The following is a 16020-nucleotide window of genomic DNA, read 5'->3' as shown; positions in this document are numbered from 1 at the left end:
GGTGTGCATTTACGCAAAAAATACCAAAAGTTACTTGCACAATTCGTTGACAGTTCATATAATAATGATTATATTTGCAAACTCAAATTTTTTGACTTCTTTACATATTTTTAATACTGATTAAGTGATGGGTAAATCTAAGCTATTGTTTATAACTCATGAAATGTCTCCTTTCCTTGAACTCACAAAAATTGCTGAAATAACACGCCAACTTCCGCAGGCAATGCAGGAGAAGGGGTTCGAGATCCGGATCCTTATGCCGCGTTTTGGCAATATTAACGAGCGCAGGAACAGGCTTCATGAAGTTATCCGTTTATCGGGTATGAATATCATTATCAACGATAATGATAACCCGCTGATCATTAAGGTAGCATCTATCCCGGCAGCACGTATGCAGGTGTATTTTTTAGATAATGAAGAATATTTTCAGCGTAAACATGTGTTTGGTGATAAGGACGGGAAGTTTTATGCCGATAATGACGAACGCATGATTTTCTTTTGCAAAGGTGCATTGGAAACGGTTAAAAAATTAGGATGGGCCCCTGATATTATCCATTGCCATGGATGGTTAAGCGCCCTGGTGCCTGCGTATTTAAAAACTACTTACAAAGACGATCCAACTTTTAAGCATTCAAAAATCATTTATTCGATTTACGAAAATGACTTTAGTGATAAACTTGGTGCCGATTTTGCCCAAAAAGCAATCATGAGCAACATGACCGAAGCACACGTTGACGCTTACAAAGAAGGTACCAACACAGCGCTTTATGCAGGTGCAATCCAATACTCAGACGGTATTGTTTTAGGCAGCGATAATATCGATGCAGATGTGTTAAATAATGTTAAAAACAGCAATAAATCGGTTTTAGAATTTGATTCTACCGCAGATTTCGAAAATTATTACAATTTTTACGACGAAATTACCAACGACGAATTGGTGCATGTTGCATAAGACTTAATATTATATATGAAATTTTTCAGATTAGACTTATTGACCCTGTTAATAAGTCTTTTTATTTTCAATAGCTGTAAGCGCCAGGAGGGCATAGGTTTAGGGGTAGATACATCAACCCAAACATCTGGCACTTTGCTTGTTGATACTACTGTTACCATTAAAACTGTTGACGAAGATACTGCAACCGTAGTTACATCCGGTTTGACCAAAACACCGCTTGGCGAGTTTGTTGACCCTGTTTTTGGTACAACAAAAACAAATGTTGCACTGGGTATTCAGTTGCCAACCGCCCCTTATACTGTTCCGGCGGGTACACTTACTATAGATTCGGCCGTGCTTGTGCTGGGTTATGCTGATGGGTTTTATGGCGATTCTGTTGTGACTCGGTATAAGATAAACGTGTACCAGTTACAGGACAAGCCGGTTAACCAAACCTATTACGGTACCAATCGCTGGGCTAACCAAGGGACTGTTTTGGCAACCAAAACATTTACTGCCAACACACACGATAGTTTAACCATCGCCCGGATACGGAAAGATACTGTTGATACTGTGCAAAGAGTGGCCCCTCAGTTACGTGTGCCTTTCAGCAAACAATTTATTTATGATCATCTTTTTAATGCAAATGGTACTGCTTTGGCTTCCAATGCGGCTTTCCAGGATGCTGTTAAAGGTTTATACCTTACTTTACAAAGGGCGCAGCCAACAAATGCAGGCGGCACATTGCAACTAAACCTTGCTTCTGCCGGTTCGCATCTGGATGTATTTTATAAGGCAAAAAAGGATACTACAACTGATACGGCAAGCGTATCATTAACCTTTCCGATTCATGCCGCCGAAATAAGGCGCCAGTACAGCGAAACTGTAACCAAAGCCAAAACAGCCGGGGGAACTACCCAAACTACAGTTTATCTGCAAGGCCTGGGTGCATTGCGTGCAAAAGTTGGTTTCCCGGGTATAAGCAAGCTCAACCCCGACTCGATAGTGTTAAACCGGGCCGAATTGGTGATAACACCCGTTCAGGGTTCCGGCATTCCGTATGCGCCATTACCTAAGCTGACCATGTACCAATTGGACATTGCCAAACAGCGTATTTTGATACAGGATGCATCGGCATCAAACCCGCTTTACCAGGCAGGCATATTTGGTGGCTTTTACACCAACACAACCAAAGAGCCGGTAAAAGCCTATCGTTTTGTAATTACAAGCTACATCCAGGATCTTATACGTAAAAAAACCGTAGATTATGGCACTTACATTGCGCCCATTGATGCTACCGAAGTAAATTCAACCACCGGGGCTACCGGGATAACCCCAAGCGCACAAATTGCGGCCCGTTCGATTTTGATTGGCAGCGATAATAATTCATCTTATCGCATTAAACTGAACATCTTTTATACCAAGATACCCAAGCTGTAAAAGCTTAATTAAAATAAAAAGAATCCCCGCTTAGGGGATTTTTTTGTTTAAGGCCAAAAGGCTTCTTAAAATTATTTTTTAAGTATCTAAAAACCTTCCGTTTTTCTGAAATAATTAAAATAATAAGCTATGAAGTGTGTTATATAGCTGATTATTTTTGCTCCATTTACACTTTATTAAATTTACTATGTGCGGAATTGTTGGTTATATAGGTTACCGGGATGCTTATCCCATCGTTATAAAAGGGCTTCATCGTTTAGAATACAGGGGGTATGACAGCGCCGGTGTTGCGCTGTTAAATAAAGAACTTAAGGTTTATAAAAAGGCCGGCAAGGTTGATGACCTTGAGAAATTTGTAAAGGATATTGATCTTAAAGGGTCATTAGGGATGGGCCATACACGCTGGGCAACCCACGGCGAGCCAAGCGACCGCAATTCGCATCCACATTCATCGGGCAACCGTAGGCTTACGATAATACATAATGGCATTATCGAAAACTATGGCATCATCAAAGAAACGCTTATTGCCAAAGGCCATATTTTTAAAAGTGATACCGATACCGAAGTGTTAATCCACCTGATAGAAGATATCATGGATCAAACCGGGCTTGGCCTGCGGGAGGCCGTAAGGGTATCTTTAACCAAAGTAATTGGCGCGTATGCCATTGTTATCATGAGCGCAGATGAACCCGACCTGTTAATAGCGGCGCGTAAAGGCAGCCCGATGGTTATAGGTGTGGGCAAAGGCGAGTATTTTGTAGCATCAGACGCTACGCCGATTGTGGAGTATACCAAAAACGTGATCTATTTAAACGATAACGAAATTGCTTACATACACCGGGATAGTCTGCTGATAAAAAATATTGATAACTCGGTACAAACGCCCTACATCCAGGAACTCGACCTGAAGCTGGAGATGCTGGAAAAAGGCGGATACGAGCACTTTATGCTAAAAGAGATATATGAGCAGCCACGTTCTATCCGCGATTGTTTACGCGGGCGTATTTATCCGCAGCAAGGTAAGGTACAATTGGGCGGCATTAAAGAATACACCGAGAAGCTGAAGAATGTCGACAGGATCATCATCATTGCTTGCGGAACATCATGGCATGCCGGCCTGGTTGGCGAGTATTTGATTGAGGAATACGCACGCGTACCCGTGGAAGTGGAGTACGCCTCGGAGTTTAGATACCGTAACCCCATCATCACTGAAAAAGATTTGGTAATAGCCATCTCCCAATCAGGCGAAACTGCCGATACCATGGCGGCTATTGAACTGGCTAAAGAAAAAGGCGCCACCATTTTTGGTATATGTAACGTGGTAGGTGCATCCATTCCGCGTACTACGCATGCCGGTGTTTATACACATGCCGGCCCCGAAATAGGGGTGGCATCAACCAAAGCGTTTACAGCCCAGGTAAGTGTTTTAACGCTGATAGCGTTTTATATAGCCCAGCAACGTGGTAAAATAACCCAAAGTAAGCTGGTTGAATATTTGACCGAATTAAACCAGATCCCTCAACTGGTTGAGGAGGCTTTAAAATGCAACGATCACGTTATAGAGATAGCCGCGAAATTTAAAGATTCAACCAATTGCCTGTTCCTGGGCAGGGGCAGCTCATTCCCGGTAGCGTTGGAAGGTGCTTTAAAGCTGAAGGAGATCTCCTATATTCATGCCGAAGGTTATCCCGCTGCCGAAATGAAGCATGGCCCTATAGCGCTAATTGACGATGATATGCCGGTGGTTGTTATTGCGACCCAAAGCTCATCGTACGAAAAAGTGATTAGTAACATACAGGAGGTAAAGGCCCGCAAAGGACACGTAATAGCCATTGTTACCGAAGGTGATACCGAAGTAAGGGACATGGCCGACTATGTGATTGAGATACCTCAAACCCACGAAGCATTTGTGCCGCTTATTGCTACTATCCCATTACAACTATTAGCTTACCACATAGCCGTAATGCGCGGTTGTAATGTAGATCAGCCACGAAATTTGGCAAAATCGGTAACGGTGGAGTAGGGGGGATTTAGATGTGAGATATTAGATGTGAGATTTGAGGCGGCTTCACTGGGGTTGGAAATCTTATTTTTTTGCCTTTTGCAAAGTGTCTCACATCTCAACTCTAATATCCCAAATCCAAAATAGATAAAACTAATAAAATTTTATATTTGCATAGTATTTATCTATATAAAAATGACCATAACCCAGCTTGAATACATTGTAGCAGTTGATACTTACCGCAGCTTTGTTTTAGCCGCCGAAAAATGTTTTATTACCCAGCCAACCCTAAGTATGCAGGTACAGAAACTGGAGGATACCCTTGGCGTAAAAATATTTGACCGCAGCAAACAACCCGTAACACCAACCGAAATTGGTATAGAAATAATTACCCAGGCACGCATTATGTTGTCTGAAAGTGAAAAGATCAAAGAAATTATTACCGACAGGCAAAAAGAGTTATCAGGCGAGTTAAGGGTTGGCATTATCCCTACTGTATCGCCCTATATATTGCCGAAGATCATTCACGGTTTTATCGAAAAATACCCGCAGGTAAAGCTTATTGTATGGGAACAAACCACCGAGGAGATCGTTCAGCAATTGAAATTGGGAATGATTGATTGTGGTATATTATCAACGCCGCTACATGAAAGTAACTTAACCGAGATACCTGTTTTTTACGAAAACTTCGTGGCCTACGTGTCTAAAAATAGCAAACTATCCAAAAAGAAAAGTATCACGCCCGACGATATTGATATGGAGGAAATCTGGATCCTGAACGAGGGGCACTGCATGCGCGAACAGGTATTAAATATTTGCCAGCGCCGCAAGGCCACCAAAGGCTTCCAGCATTTTGAATACAATACAGGTAGTGTTGAAACCCTTAAACGCATGGTTGACCAAAACAACGGCGCCACGATATTACCCGAACTTGCCCTCACCGATTTAACCGATAAACAGCTCGACAAGGTCCGATACTTTAAAACGCCCGAACCGGCCCGTGAAGTAAGCATAGTTATCCAGCGCAACTTTTTGAAACGCCGCCTGATTGAAGCCCTCAAAAATGAAATCCTTGAGTTTGTACCCAAACGAATGAAAAGCAAAAAGAAAAAAGAGGTAATGGATATATAGGGATTTGGGATCTTGGATGTTCGATTTCGGATTTTTGAATGTGCAGATTTCAAATTACAGATGTGCAAAGTGAATTTTATAGACAGGTCTTGATACTTACCACTTGATACTTACTGCTTCTTTGGAATCTTTCTAAATAAATTTGGATGAATTGTTATAATGGATTACTTTTGGCCATTATTTATAATTAGTCTAAATAAAAATGAATCGACTTCAACCCTACCTTTACAAATTATTTTCTACTGTTTTTTTAGCTGCTGTGTTACTTTTAATGGTTACACCAATATTTGCCCAGCAAAATCGCGGTACCGTTAGCGGGCATGTAATTACCAATACCAATAAGCCGGCCGACAATGTTTCGGTGATGTTAAAAGGTACCAAATATGGCGCTGTTACAAATGATGACGGGGATTTTAGCTTCAGGGCGCCACAGGGTAAATACACGCTGGTAGTTTCGCAGGTTGGTAGCCAGAGCCAGGAGGCTGCCGTTGAGGTTATTGCTGGTAAAACCATTGTTATACCCCAGTTCACCGTGTCTGATGCTACCCACGGTTTACAGGAAGTAAATATCAACGCCAATAAAACCAATAAGTTTAAACACAAAAAAAGCGTTGATGTATCTAAAATGCCTTTGAGCAACCTGGAAAACGCTTCGGTTTATAATAGTATAAGCAGCCAGTTATTGCAGGAGCAACAGGTATTTTCCGTTGATGACGCCATACGTAACGCATCGGGAATCCAAAAAATGTGGGAGGCAACCGGCCGCGGCGGCGATGGCGGCGCCTATTATGCCAGTCGTGGTTTTGTAGTGCAATCTGCATTACGTAACGGTATCGCCGGTAATGTTACCAGCTCGATTGATGCATCCAATATCGATCGCATCGAGATTATTAAAGGCCCATCGGCCACTTTGTTCGGGAGCAGTCTTACTTCATATGGAGGCTTAATTAATCGCGTAACCAAAAAGCCCTATGATTCATTTGGCGGCGAGATTTCCGGCTCCTTAGGCAACTTTGATTTTCAGCGTGTGAGTGCCGATATCAACGCCCCGCTCGACGCCGGGAAAAAGGTATTGTTACGCTTAAACACAGCTTATAATCATGAGGGTAGCTTTCAAAACACAGGCTTTAACCGCACTATAGCTGTGGCGCCAAGCCTGGTTTATAACGCTACGGAGAGGTTAAGTATCTCGGTAGATGCAGAGTTGTTTTACGGGAAAAGTATTGGTAAGCCCATCTTCTTTTTCCCGTATGGTGTATCCATAGCCCAGTTTGGACATGATCGGGCTGATGAGCTTCCTATCGATTACAAGCAATCGTACATGGGAAATGATTTAACCGAAACATCAAGAAGCACCAATTTTTATGGCGAAGTAAAATATAAGATCTCCAATTCGTGGACCTCGCGCGCCAACATCGCATCAACCCATAGTTATTCTGATGGTTTTGGGCCTTACTATTACCTGCTCCCCGGCGATTCTATTTCCCGCAATGATCAGTCGACCCGCAAAAGCAAAGATGATATGATCGAAATTCAGCAGAATTTCAATGGCGATTTCAAGATCGGGAAGTTCAGGAACAGGTTTGTGGGCGGGCTTGATTTTTTCAGGGACAACTCCAACCAGTTTTTCTTCGGAAGTACGCTTGATACCATATCATTAAAAGGGAACCAAAATTATGGCAACTTTAATAAAGCCGCGATGGATGCCATGTATGCAACCGGCACCTATGGCTTTACCTACCCGGCCATCTATATCCGTAACACTTATAGTGCATATGTATCTGATGTATTTAACATTACCGATCAGTTACTTGCATCGGCAGCCCTGCGGGTAGATCGTTTTGTCAATATCGGCAACTACGATCCTACAACTAAAACCAGGTATGGCGCATATCAGCAAACCGCTTTCTCTCCAAAATTTGGCCTGGTTTATCAGCCTGTTAAAGATCATGTATCATTATTTGCCAATTACCAAAACAGTTTCCGCAACCAAACCGGCATTACCGAAGATAATAAACCACTTAAACCCGAGCACGCCAATCAAATTGAAGGTGGTGTTAAGTTAGATTTGTTTGAAGGTAAACTGAGTAGTACCGTTAGCTATTATGATATCAAAGTTAAAGATATTACCCGCCCATCGGCTACGCCAAACAGGGTTATCCAGGATGGTACCCAGTTGAGTAAAGGCATCGAAGCCGAGGTGATTGCCAACCCTGTTGCCGGCCTGAACGCGGTATTGGGCTTCTCATACAACGATTCTAAATACGATGCTACTACCAATGCCGATGTGGCCAACCGTCGGCCGGGTACGGCGTCATCGCCCTACCTGGCCAACTTTTGGGTAAGCTATCGTTTACAAAAAGGCACCGTTAAAGGTTTAGGATTTGGGTTTGGCGGCAACTACGCCAGCGATAACAAAATTATTAATAGCGTAAGCCAGGGTGTATTTACTTTGCCCGCTTACACTATTTTTAATGCATCTGCATTTTACGACCTTAAGCATTACCGTATAGGCGCCAAGATGGATAACCTGACCAACCAAAAATACTGGATAGGTTATACCACCGTTAACCCGCAAAAATTAAGAAACTACGCCCTTACATTTACCTATAAATTTTAAATATGACGTTCAAGAAAGTCATGTTATTTATACACCGCTGGCTCGGCTTTATATCCGGGCTGGTGGTGTTTTTGGTGAGTATTACCGGTTGTATCTTTTGTTTCCAGGACGAGATCCAGGATGCTATCCACAACTATCGCCACGTAAAAAACGAATATAAACCCTACCTGCCGCCATCGGTACTGAAAGCCGAAGGTTTAAAAGAACATCCCGGCGCCACGGCCAGCTACATGTTTTATTATGGGGCCGACAGGCCGGCCGGTGTACTGGTGAATTTGCCAAAAGATAAGGGAATGTTGTATGTATACCTTAACCCTTATACAGGGCGGGTTACCCACACCGAAAACCCGGAAAGTAATTTTTTCATTATTGTTGAATACATTCATTTATACCTGTTATTGCCACCTAAAATAGGCGGTCTGGTGGTGGGTATTTCGGTTATTATATTTGTGGTACTCATGATAACCGGCATCATCCTGTGGTGGCCTAAACGTAAAACCGACCGCAAGCGCAGCTTCACCATAAAATGGAACGGCCGCTGGCGCAGGGTTAATTACGATTTGCATAACGTACTGGGTTTTTATGTTACCGGCGTTGCCATAATTTTAGCTATAACCGGTTTAGCTATAGCCTTCAACTGGGTGAGGGAAGGCATATATACTACAGCTAACCTTGGCAAGGCCTATCCCGAAGAAAAAGCAGTGTTAAAATCCGATTCGCTTTTAAAAGGCAAAACCGATTCGCGTTTTGTTATCGATAAAGCGTTTGAATCCGCCCAGGCAGGGTCGCCCCGGGCCGAAATGTTTTTGCTTTTTGATGACGCATCCGCTTCGGCAACTATCGGTATAAGCGCTTACGCCCAAAGCCTGCATTATTATAAAAGTGATGAGTATACTTTTGAAAAGTATACCGGCAAAATGCTCAAAAAAACTACCCATGCCCAAAAAAGCCCCGGCATGAAAATGAATAACATGAATTACGATTTACACGTTGGCCAGGTGCTGGGCCTTACAGGTAAAATCATTGCCTTTTTAGCCAGTCTGATTTGCGCCTCGTTACCCATAACCGGATTCATCATATGGCTGGGTAAGCGTAAAAAAGGTAAGTCAAAAAATGGGAAAAGGGTGGCGCATAGGCGGGCTGTAAAGCAAATGGGGGTTTGATGTGACATGTTTTTCGTTTAAGGGTATGTCATCTTTAAGCTAAAGCGTGGTAACTCGAAGTTAACTATCCGGTTAAAGATATATCTCAAAAATGCCCAAATCATCAGTGGACAAAAATTGATTAATCTCTTTTTTTAGAGAAATTAATAAGTGAGCGATCTTTTGAGTGCCGACGTTGCCGGTGCGCAACCAAATTATTTTAGGTGGATAGGAGTAAAGATTTTGTAATTCGCAAAAATCCTCGTCAAAAGTTAAAATTGTGTAGTTGTTTGTTTTGGCGAATTGCCAGATCATAAAATCGCTTAAACGTTCGTTTGCCCGAATTTCATTTGTAGGGAGAATATCCCAATCTAAAAGGAGTTTTTTTATACGCCATGAAATATTTTCGTCAGCGATGAGCCGTATCATGCCACTTTAATTATCCGTTCTTTGTTAGCCGCATAGGCAAGGCATGCAAATATAGCTTCGGATGTTAGTTGTGGGAAATCGCTTAGAATTTCTTCATGACTCAAGCCGGATGCCAGCCATTGCAAAACGTCATATACAGAAATCCGCGTACCCTTAATAACCGGTTTACCAAACCTTATTTCGGGGTTAAATTCAAGATATTCTTTATAATCAATTGGCTGCATATACAAATTTAACTAAATTGTCGTCAAATCCCATCACATGAAAAAGATATTCTTTTTAAGCGCCATCCTTTTTGTATCCTTCAAAACATTTGCCCAGCAAACCGATAAGGAGGCTGTAAAGCAAACCATTAACACCATGTTTGATGCCATGCGCAAAGGCGATAGTACCATGCTGCGGTCGGCTTTTCATAAAAACATTGTTTTTGAAGGAGTTGCCAATAAAAAGGATGGCACGGTTGAGCTGGAGATGGAAAACCCCAATGATTTTATAAAAGCCGTAGGCATGCCGCATAAAGAAATGTGGGACGAGCAGATAACCTTTAACGACATAAAAATAGATGGCGACCTGGCCAGCGTTTGGACACCCTATAAATTTTACCTGGGCAAAACCTTTAGCCATTGCGGGGTTGATGTTTTCCAGCTGATGCGCACTGCGGCGGGCTGGAAAATTATTTATGTTGTTGATACCCGCCGTAAAGGCAATTGCCCGGAATGATTACAGCGCCCCCAGTTTTAACATGCCATAAAACAAGCCTGAGCAATGCATGGCTTGTTTTATTTTATTATCAAGCAGCAATTGTTTTATTTCCTCGGCAGTGTACTCTTCTACAATTAGCTCTTCATGATCATCCAGCTCCTGGCCTTGTACTTTTTTGCCGCCTTTGGTAAAATAGGTAAAGGTTTGGTTATTGGCGGTTGATGGGTTGCCGTATACGGTGCAAATCAGCTCAAATTCATCAAACTGGTAACCCGTTTCTTCCAGCAGTTCGCGGCGGATGGCATGAATGGGTTCTTCCCCGGGATCAACCACGCCTCCCGGAATTTCGAGCGAAATAATATCGGCTGCGTGGCGGTATTGCGTTACCATTAATATTTTATTGTCTTCGGTTACCGCTACGGCATTAACCCAGCTTGGGTATTCTAAAACATAGTAGTCTTCAACAATTCGTTTATCGGGCATCTCGCAGCGATCAACGCGTAATGTAGCCCAAGGGCCTTTATGTATGTAAGTAGATGATAGTAGTTTCCAGGTAAGATCTTTACTCATAGTTTGTTTGTAGAAATTGATAGATGGTATTGCGCTTGTTAATGTTTTCAAACGATTGCCGGTGATATTGTTGCTCCAGCACATCGTAAACTAACAAAATCTTTTTAAATGACAGCAAAAGTTCGGCATTTGCTGTAAAAGGCAGGCTATAAATGTATAGTAATTGCGCTAAGGCATCCAGCTTGTCGGCACTGTAATTTTCATGTTCAAGCAATAACTTAAAAGCATCAATGTCAAGCTCAAGTATTTCATCAAGCTTAATTTTGTACTCATTTAAAAGTGTGCTATCGGCAAGTTTTATAAACTCATCGGCTTTACCAGCCTCCTTAAGCCCCAACAGCCGGGCAATAACCAAAGCCATTTTTTCTAATTCGGTGAGTATATAATCTTTCCTATACATGAGTTTAATAAATCAATAAATAAATTGCAACTCAAATCAATAATTCAGTCATTCACTAAATCAATAATTAAAACCTACCAGCTACCGCTTGATCCGCCGCCACCGCCGCTGCCGCCGCCGAAACCGCCAAAGCCTCCACCGCCACCGCCTCCGCTTCCTCCGGAGAAACCGCCCCAGTCGCTGCCACTGCTGCGGCCGCTGCCGCCAAGCATGCTGCCGGCCAAAAACCACCAGAAAGGGCTTGCGCCACCCCTGCGGTCGATAATTTGCCGGCCGCCACCACCGCCGCGGTTACGAAATATGATAATTAATATAACAACTACTATCACAATCAGGATAATGATACCTGCACCATCTCCGCCGCTGCTTTGGTCGTTTTCCTGCGCTTCGGCCTTAAATTCGCCTTTGGTGGCTTTTATAATATCGGTGGTTGCAGCATCCAGCCCGCCATAATAATCGCCAGCTTTAAAATGGGGTTTCATGTCGTTTTGGATAATGCGCTGGGTAAGTATATCAGGCAATGGCCCTTCGGCGCCGTAACCGGTTTGGATAGCCATTTTACGGTCGCTTATAGCAACAATTACCAGGATGCCATTATTCTTTTCTTTTTGCCCAATACCCCATTTGCGCAGCAGTTGCTGGCCATAGTCGTTAATATCATAGCTGCCGGTTGATTTCATGATCACCACAGCTATCTGGGTGGATGTAGAATCGTTGAACGCAACCAGCTTGCTTTCCAGCTTTTGCTTATCATCGGCCGATAAAGTATTGGTATAATCGGTAACCAGCGTGGCCGACCGTTCCGGAAAATCCTGTGCAAACGCCATCGCGGAGCAAAGCAGCAGGCTAAAAAATATCGTGAGTTTTTTAAACATAAGTTTTATAGGTTATTCGCCATCCATAAAAGCGATATCATCGGGTAGTTCGTTAACGTCGCCGGCATGGTGCGGGAAGTATTTTTGGAGTTGTTCGCCGGCAATTTGCAGGCCGGTTACAATACCTTCAACAATATCGCCGTATTTAAAATGCTGCAGCATATCCTCCTTGGTTGTATCCCAAAAATCGGCAGGCACAACCTGGTTAATCCCGGCATCGCCAATAATGGCAAACTTCCGGTCAACAGTGGCCACATAAATCAACACCCCATGTCTGAGGGCTGTTTTGTGCATATTAAGCTGAAAAAAATATTTAGCTGCCCGGTCAAGCACATCCTCGGTGCATTTCTTTTCTATACAAACCCGTATCTCGCCACTGCTGCGGCTCTCGGCCTGCTCAATAGCTTTACGGATGCGTTGCTGCTCTTCTTCGTTAAATACCATTTTTTTGATTAGTGATTTAGTGAATGACTGAATTAGTGATTTAGTGAATGGGTGATTTAATGAATGACTGAATTATTATTTCTTTAAGTACAAAATGATCAATCCGAATCGATAGCTCAAACCGCTAATTACCCTGTAGTTCAAGTCACTAATTCAGTCATTCAATAATTAAACTGCTCAAATCAATAATTCAGTCCTTCAATAATTCATTAATTGAACTCAACCTTCGGTGCTTTCTCGCTTCCGGGTTCGGCGGTGAAATATCCTTTTTCGGAGAAGCCAAACATTTTTGCAGTGATATTAGCCGGGAACGAGCGGATTTTGGAATTGTACTCCATTACGGCATCGTTAAAATCCTTGCGGGATACGTTGATCCTGTTTTCGGTTCCTTCCAGTTGAACGGATAGGTCGCGAAAGTTTTCGTTCGCTTTTAAATCCGGATATTTTTCTGATACAACCAGCAGCCTGCCAATGGCCGAGCTTAACTCGCCCTGCGATGACTGGAAAGCTTTGATAGATTCGGGTGTAAGTTTTGTAGGGTCAACCTGCACCGATGTTGCTTTTGCGCGGGCTTCTATTACGGCGGTCAACGTGCTTTTTTCAAAGTTAGCGGCACCTTTAACCGTATTTACAAGATTGGGTATCAGATCGCTGCGGCGCTGGTAATCACTTTGGACGGCGCCCCATTTAGCTTTAACAGTTTCGTCGAGCTTAACCATGCTGTTATAACTACATGAGCTTAAGCTCACGGCTGCTACTGCAATTAATATTACTGAAAGTAACTTTTTCATAGGTTGAAGTTGTTTTACAGGTGTGTTTTTGATTTAGATTACAAAACGCATACCGTTGTTACAACTGGTATGGTTTAGTGACATTATGTCAAGGTACAGAATTTATCACGTTAAGCGAAACATTTAACTGTTATAGCCTATATTTGAAGCTTAATGTTGACATCGACCCACAAAATGAAGAAGACACTCTGCCTTTTTTTTACTGCTATTTCGCTTGGCGCAGCCGCACAGACTAAAACTGCCGAAAATTTAGTACAATATGTAAACCCTATTATAGGTACCCAGCGTATGGGACATGTATACCCGGGCGCTACAGTTCCTTTTGGAATGGTACAATTGAGTCCGGAGACTGATACTCCCAGCTACGAACTGAACGGCAAATACAATCCCGATGTATATAAATACTGCGCCGGTTACCAGTACGATGATAAAACCATAGTTGGCTTTAGCCATACCCATTTTAGCGGTACCGGCCACTCAGACCTGGGCGACTTTTTAATTATGCCAACAGTTGGGGCATTAAAACTTAACCCAGGCACCGCCGATAAACCTGGCAGCGGCTACCGCTCGGCATTTTCGCACCAGAACGAAGTGAGCCAGGCCAACTACTACAAAGTAAAACTGGACGAAAGTAATATTTTGGCCGAGATGACCACCAGCGCACGTGTTGGTTTTCACCAGTATACGTTCCCTAAGTCCGATCAGTCGCATATTATATTAGATCTGATGGCCGGGATTTACAACTACCCTGATAAAAACGTATGGACTTATTTAAGGGTTGTTAATGATAGCACCGTTGTTGGTTTCCGCCAAACCAATGGCTGGGCACGCACCCGCTCGTTATACTTTGCCATGAGTTTTTCAAAAGCATTCTTTCAGCATGGCTACAAAAAGTACGATCAGCGCGAAGTATATGGTGGCTTTTGGGGCAAATTTAACCGGGTAAAAAACTTTCCCGAAATTGCCGGCAAGCAAATAAGGGCTTACTTTGATTTTAAAACCGAAGAGGGCGAAAAAATAAAAATCAAGTTTGCATTATCACCGGTGAGCATGGCCGGTGCCTTAAATAATATGCAAACCGAGATACCTGGCTGGGATTTTGAAAAAGTAAAAGCCGACGGCCAGCAATTATGGGAAACCGAACTGCATAAAATAGAGATAGCCGGTAACAAAGAGATAAAAGAGAACTTTTATACCGCTATGTACCATGCTATGATTAACCCTACGGTATATATGGATGCCGATGGGCAATATAAAGGCCTTGATCAAAATGTACACAAGGCCGAAGGGTTTACCAATTATACCACTTTTTCGCTTTGGGATACCTACAGGGCGCTGCACCCGCTGTTTAATATTATTGAACCCAAAAGGAATGCGGATATGGTACAAAGCATGCTGGCCCATTTTGACCAAAGTCCGGAGCATATGCTGCCCATCTGGTCAAACTCGGGTAACGAGAACTGGTGTATGAGCGGGTACCACAGTGTAGCCGTACTGGCCGACGCCGTTGTAAAGGGAAATGTAAACTTTGATGCCAACAAAGCGCTGGATGCCTGCGTAGCCACTGCAAAGCACCGCGATTATGAGGGTATAGGCGACTACATGGATAAAGGTTACATCCCCGACGAAAAAAGCGGCGTATCGGTATCATCAACCCTGGAGTATGCCTTTGACGACTGGGCCATTGCCCAGATGGCCAAAAAGCTAAACCGGATGGATGTTTATAACGAATTCATCAAACGATCGGAAAATTACAAAAATGTATATGATAAGGCCGCAGGCTTTATGCGCCCCAGGTTGGCCGATGGCAGCTTCCGCCAAAAGTTTGATCCCTTGAGCACCATCAACGAAGGGTTTATTGAGGGCAATAGCTGGAACTATACCCTGTTTGCTCCACAAGATCCTAAAGGCCTGATTACGCTCATGGGGGGTAACAAGCGGTTTGTAGGTTACCTCGATTCGTTGTTCACCATGAACCTGCCCGACAAATATTTTGCCGAAACGGAAGATATAACCCGCGATGGCATCATCGGCAACTATGTACATGGCAACGAGCCATCGCACCACGTAGCTTATTTATACAACTGGACAGATAAACCCTGGAAAACACAGGAACGTATCCGGATGATATTGCCACGTATGTACAAACCAACCCCGGATGGTTTGGGCGGTAACGATGATACCGGACAGATGAGTGCCTGGTATATTTTCAGCACGTTGGGCTTTTACCCGGTAGCGCCTGGATCTGATCAGTATTCCATAGGCAGCCCGGCCGTGAATGGTGGCGTTATCAACCTGGATAACGGAAAAAAATTCACCATCAACGTAAAAAACCAGGGTGCCAAAAACGTGTATGTACAAAAGATAACGCTGAATGGTAAACCCCTGGATGGTTTATTCATTGGCCATGCCGATATTATGAATGGCAGCGAGATCACTTACTATATGAGCAGCAAACATAAATAGATGTGCAGATTCCAAATTTCAGATGTGCAGATGAAGCGAATTTGAAAATTTGAGTATTTGAAGATGAAAACACA

General features: G+C 43.1%; 15 protein-coding genes. 8 read left to right on the top strand and 7 right to left on the bottom strand.

Annotation, left to right across the window (positions count from 1 at the left end; genetic code table 11):
- The first annotated feature begins 127 nt into the window (after positions 1-127).
- The 6 genes from ACFGVS_RS18560 (at position 128) to ACFGVS_RS18535 (ending at position 9290) form a co-directional block, all read left to right on the top strand.
- On the top strand, positions 128-952 hold the full coding sequence (locus ACFGVS_RS18560) for a glycogen/starch synthase (RefSeq protein WP_090651609.1): 825 nt from the start codon (positions 128-130) through the stop codon (positions 950-952).
- A 15-nt stretch (positions 953-967) separates the two neighbouring features.
- The gene (locus ACFGVS_RS18555) at positions 968-2374 is read left to right on the top strand and encodes a DUF4270 family protein (RefSeq protein ID WP_439695099.1); all 1407 of its coding nucleotides are present in this window, start codon (positions 968-970) and stop codon (positions 2372-2374) included.
- A gap of 187 nt (positions 2375-2561) precedes the next feature.
- Positions 2562-4397, top strand: a complete 1836-nt coding sequence (gene glmS, locus ACFGVS_RS18550) for a glutamine--fructose-6-phosphate transaminase (isomerizing) (RefSeq protein WP_439695098.1) — start codon at positions 2562-2564, stop codon at positions 4395-4397.
- Positions 4398-4571: 174 nt separating this feature from the next.
- Positions 4572-5507 carry a hydrogen peroxide-inducible genes activator gene (locus ACFGVS_RS18545; protein WP_090651612.1) on the top strand — a complete coding sequence of 312 codons (936 nt, stop codon included), beginning with the start codon at positions 4572-4574 and terminating at the stop codon, positions 5505-5507.
- A 202-nt stretch (positions 5508-5709) separates the two neighbouring features.
- Complete coding sequence (locus ACFGVS_RS18540; RefSeq protein ID WP_439695097.1) at positions 5710-8127, top strand: TonB-dependent receptor domain-containing protein; 2418 nt, start codon at positions 5710-5712, stop codon at positions 8125-8127.
- A gap of 2 nt (positions 8128-8129) precedes the next feature.
- Entirely contained in the window at positions 8130-9290 is a 1161-nt protein-coding gene (locus ACFGVS_RS18535) for a PepSY-associated TM helix domain-containing protein (RefSeq protein ID WP_439695096.1), read from the top strand.
- A 72-nt stretch (positions 9291-9362) separates the two neighbouring features.
- Here the strand turns inward: ACFGVS_RS18535 and ACFGVS_RS18530 are convergent, their stop codons facing one another.
- Together ACFGVS_RS18530 and ACFGVS_RS18525 are read right to left on the bottom strand one after the other, a co-directional pair.
- Positions 9363-9698: a DUF5615 family PIN-like protein gene (locus ACFGVS_RS18530; protein WP_090651615.1), complete on the bottom strand. Its 336-nt coding sequence runs from the start codon at positions 9696-9698 to the stop codon at positions 9363-9365.
- Positions 9695-9922, bottom strand: a complete 228-nt coding sequence (locus ACFGVS_RS18525) for a DUF433 domain-containing protein (RefSeq protein ID WP_218152463.1) — start codon at positions 9920-9922, stop codon at positions 9695-9697. Before ACFGVS_RS18525 ends, ACFGVS_RS18530 begins: the two co-directional genes overlap by 4 nt.
- Before the next feature lie 37 nt (positions 9923-9959).
- On the opposite strand from ACFGVS_RS18525, the gene ACFGVS_RS18520 reads away from it, so the two are divergent.
- On the top strand, positions 9960-10418 hold the full coding sequence (locus ACFGVS_RS18520; RefSeq protein ID WP_439695095.1) for a nuclear transport factor 2 family protein: 459 nt from the start codon (positions 9960-9962) through the stop codon (positions 10416-10418).
- Here ACFGVS_RS18520 and ACFGVS_RS18515 read toward each other — a convergent pair whose 3' ends face one another.
- The 5 genes from ACFGVS_RS18515 to ACFGVS_RS18495 all read right to left on the bottom strand — a co-directional run bounded on the left by ACFGVS_RS18515 (position 10419) and on the right by ACFGVS_RS18495 (position 13480).
- On the bottom strand, positions 10419-10970 hold the full coding sequence (locus tag ACFGVS_RS18515) for an NUDIX hydrolase (protein ID WP_439695094.1): 552 nt from the start codon (positions 10968-10970) through the stop codon (positions 10419-10421).
- Complete coding sequence (locus ACFGVS_RS18510) at positions 10963-11370, bottom strand: hypothetical protein (RefSeq protein WP_439695093.1); 408 nt, start codon at positions 11368-11370, stop codon at positions 10963-10965. The genes ACFGVS_RS18515 and ACFGVS_RS18510 overlap by 8 nt, the downstream gene beginning before the upstream one ends.
- Before the next feature lie 74 nt (positions 11371-11444).
- Complete coding sequence (locus ACFGVS_RS18505) at positions 11445-12245, bottom strand: TPM domain-containing protein (protein ID WP_439695092.1); 801 nt, start codon at positions 12243-12245, stop codon at positions 11445-11447.
- A 12-nt stretch (positions 12246-12257) separates the two neighbouring features.
- Positions 12258-12689: a TPM domain-containing protein gene (locus tag ACFGVS_RS18500; RefSeq protein WP_439695091.1), complete on the bottom strand. Its 432-nt coding sequence runs from the start codon at positions 12687-12689 to the stop codon at positions 12258-12260.
- Between the two features lie 209 nt (positions 12690-12898).
- The gene (locus tag ACFGVS_RS18495) at positions 12899-13480 is read right to left on the bottom strand and encodes a LemA family protein (RefSeq protein WP_090651621.1); all 582 of its coding nucleotides are present in this window, start codon (positions 13478-13480) and stop codon (positions 12899-12901) included.
- A gap of 174 nt (positions 13481-13654) precedes the next feature.
- Here ACFGVS_RS18495 and ACFGVS_RS18490 point away from each other — a divergent pair, with 174 nt between their 5' ends.
- Positions 13655-15946, top strand: coding sequence for a GH92 family glycosyl hydrolase (locus tag ACFGVS_RS18490; RefSeq protein WP_439695090.1), 2292 nt, complete (start codon positions 13655-13657; stop codon positions 15944-15946).
- The last annotated feature ends 74 nt before the right edge of the window (positions 15947-16020 follow it).

Source organism: Mucilaginibacter sediminis, from assembly GCF_051903035.1.
In the GTDB taxonomy this organism is placed as follows: domain Bacteria; phylum Bacteroidota; class Bacteroidia; order Sphingobacteriales; family Sphingobacteriaceae; genus Mucilaginibacter.
The sequence above is the reverse complement of the archived record's forward strand: the minus strand, read 5'-3'. Positions and strand labels throughout refer to the sequence as shown.

Bases quoted from the DNA above. Each gene is read 5' to 3' on its own strand.
- ACFGVS_RS18560 (WP_090651609.1), top strand. From the start codon at position 128: ATGGGTAAATCTAAGCTATTGTTTATAACTCATGAAATGTCTCCTTTC.
- ACFGVS_RS18555 (WP_439695099.1), top strand. From the start codon at position 968: ATGAAATTTTTCAGATTAGACTTATTGACCCTGTTAATAAGTCTTTTT.
- glmS (WP_439695098.1), top strand. From the start codon at position 2,562: ATGTGCGGAATTGTTGGTTATATAGGTTACCGGGATGCTTATCCCATC.
- ACFGVS_RS18545 (WP_090651612.1), top strand. From the start codon at position 4,572: ATGACCATAACCCAGCTTGAATACATTGTAGCAGTTGATACTTACCGC.
- ACFGVS_RS18540 (WP_439695097.1), top strand. From the start codon at position 5,710: ATGAATCGACTTCAACCCTACCTTTACAAATTATTTTCTACTGTTTTT.
- ACFGVS_RS18535 (WP_439695096.1), top strand. From the start codon at position 8,130: ATGACGTTCAAGAAAGTCATGTTATTTATACACCGCTGGCTCGGCTTT.
- ACFGVS_RS18530 (WP_090651615.1), bottom strand. From the start codon at position 9,698: ATGATACGGCTCATCGCTGACGAAAATATTTCATGGCGTATAAAAAAA.
- ACFGVS_RS18525 (WP_218152463.1), bottom strand. From the start codon at position 9,922: ATGCAGCCAATTGATTATAAAGAATATCTTGAATTTAACCCCGAAATA.
- ACFGVS_RS18520 (WP_439695095.1), top strand. From the start codon at position 9,960: ATGAAAAAGATATTCTTTTTAAGCGCCATCCTTTTTGTATCCTTCAAA.
- ACFGVS_RS18515 (WP_439695094.1), bottom strand. From the start codon at position 10,970: ATGAGTAAAGATCTTACCTGGAAACTACTATCATCTACTTACATACAT.
- ACFGVS_RS18510 (WP_439695093.1), bottom strand. From the start codon at position 11,370: ATGTATAGGAAAGATTATATACTCACCGAATTAGAAAAAATGGCTTTG.
- ACFGVS_RS18505 (WP_439695092.1), bottom strand. From the start codon at position 12,245: ATGTTTAAAAAACTCACGATATTTTTTAGCCTGCTGCTTTGCTCCGCG.
- ACFGVS_RS18500 (WP_439695091.1), bottom strand. From the start codon at position 12,689: ATGGTATTTAACGAAGAAGAGCAGCAACGCATCCGTAAAGCTATTGAG.
- ACFGVS_RS18495 (WP_090651621.1), bottom strand. From the start codon at position 13,480: ATGAAAAAGTTACTTTCAGTAATATTAATTGCAGTAGCAGCCGTGAGC.
- ACFGVS_RS18490 (WP_439695090.1), top strand. From the start codon at position 13,655: ATGAAGAAGACACTCTGCCTTTTTTTTACTGCTATTTCGCTTGGCGCA.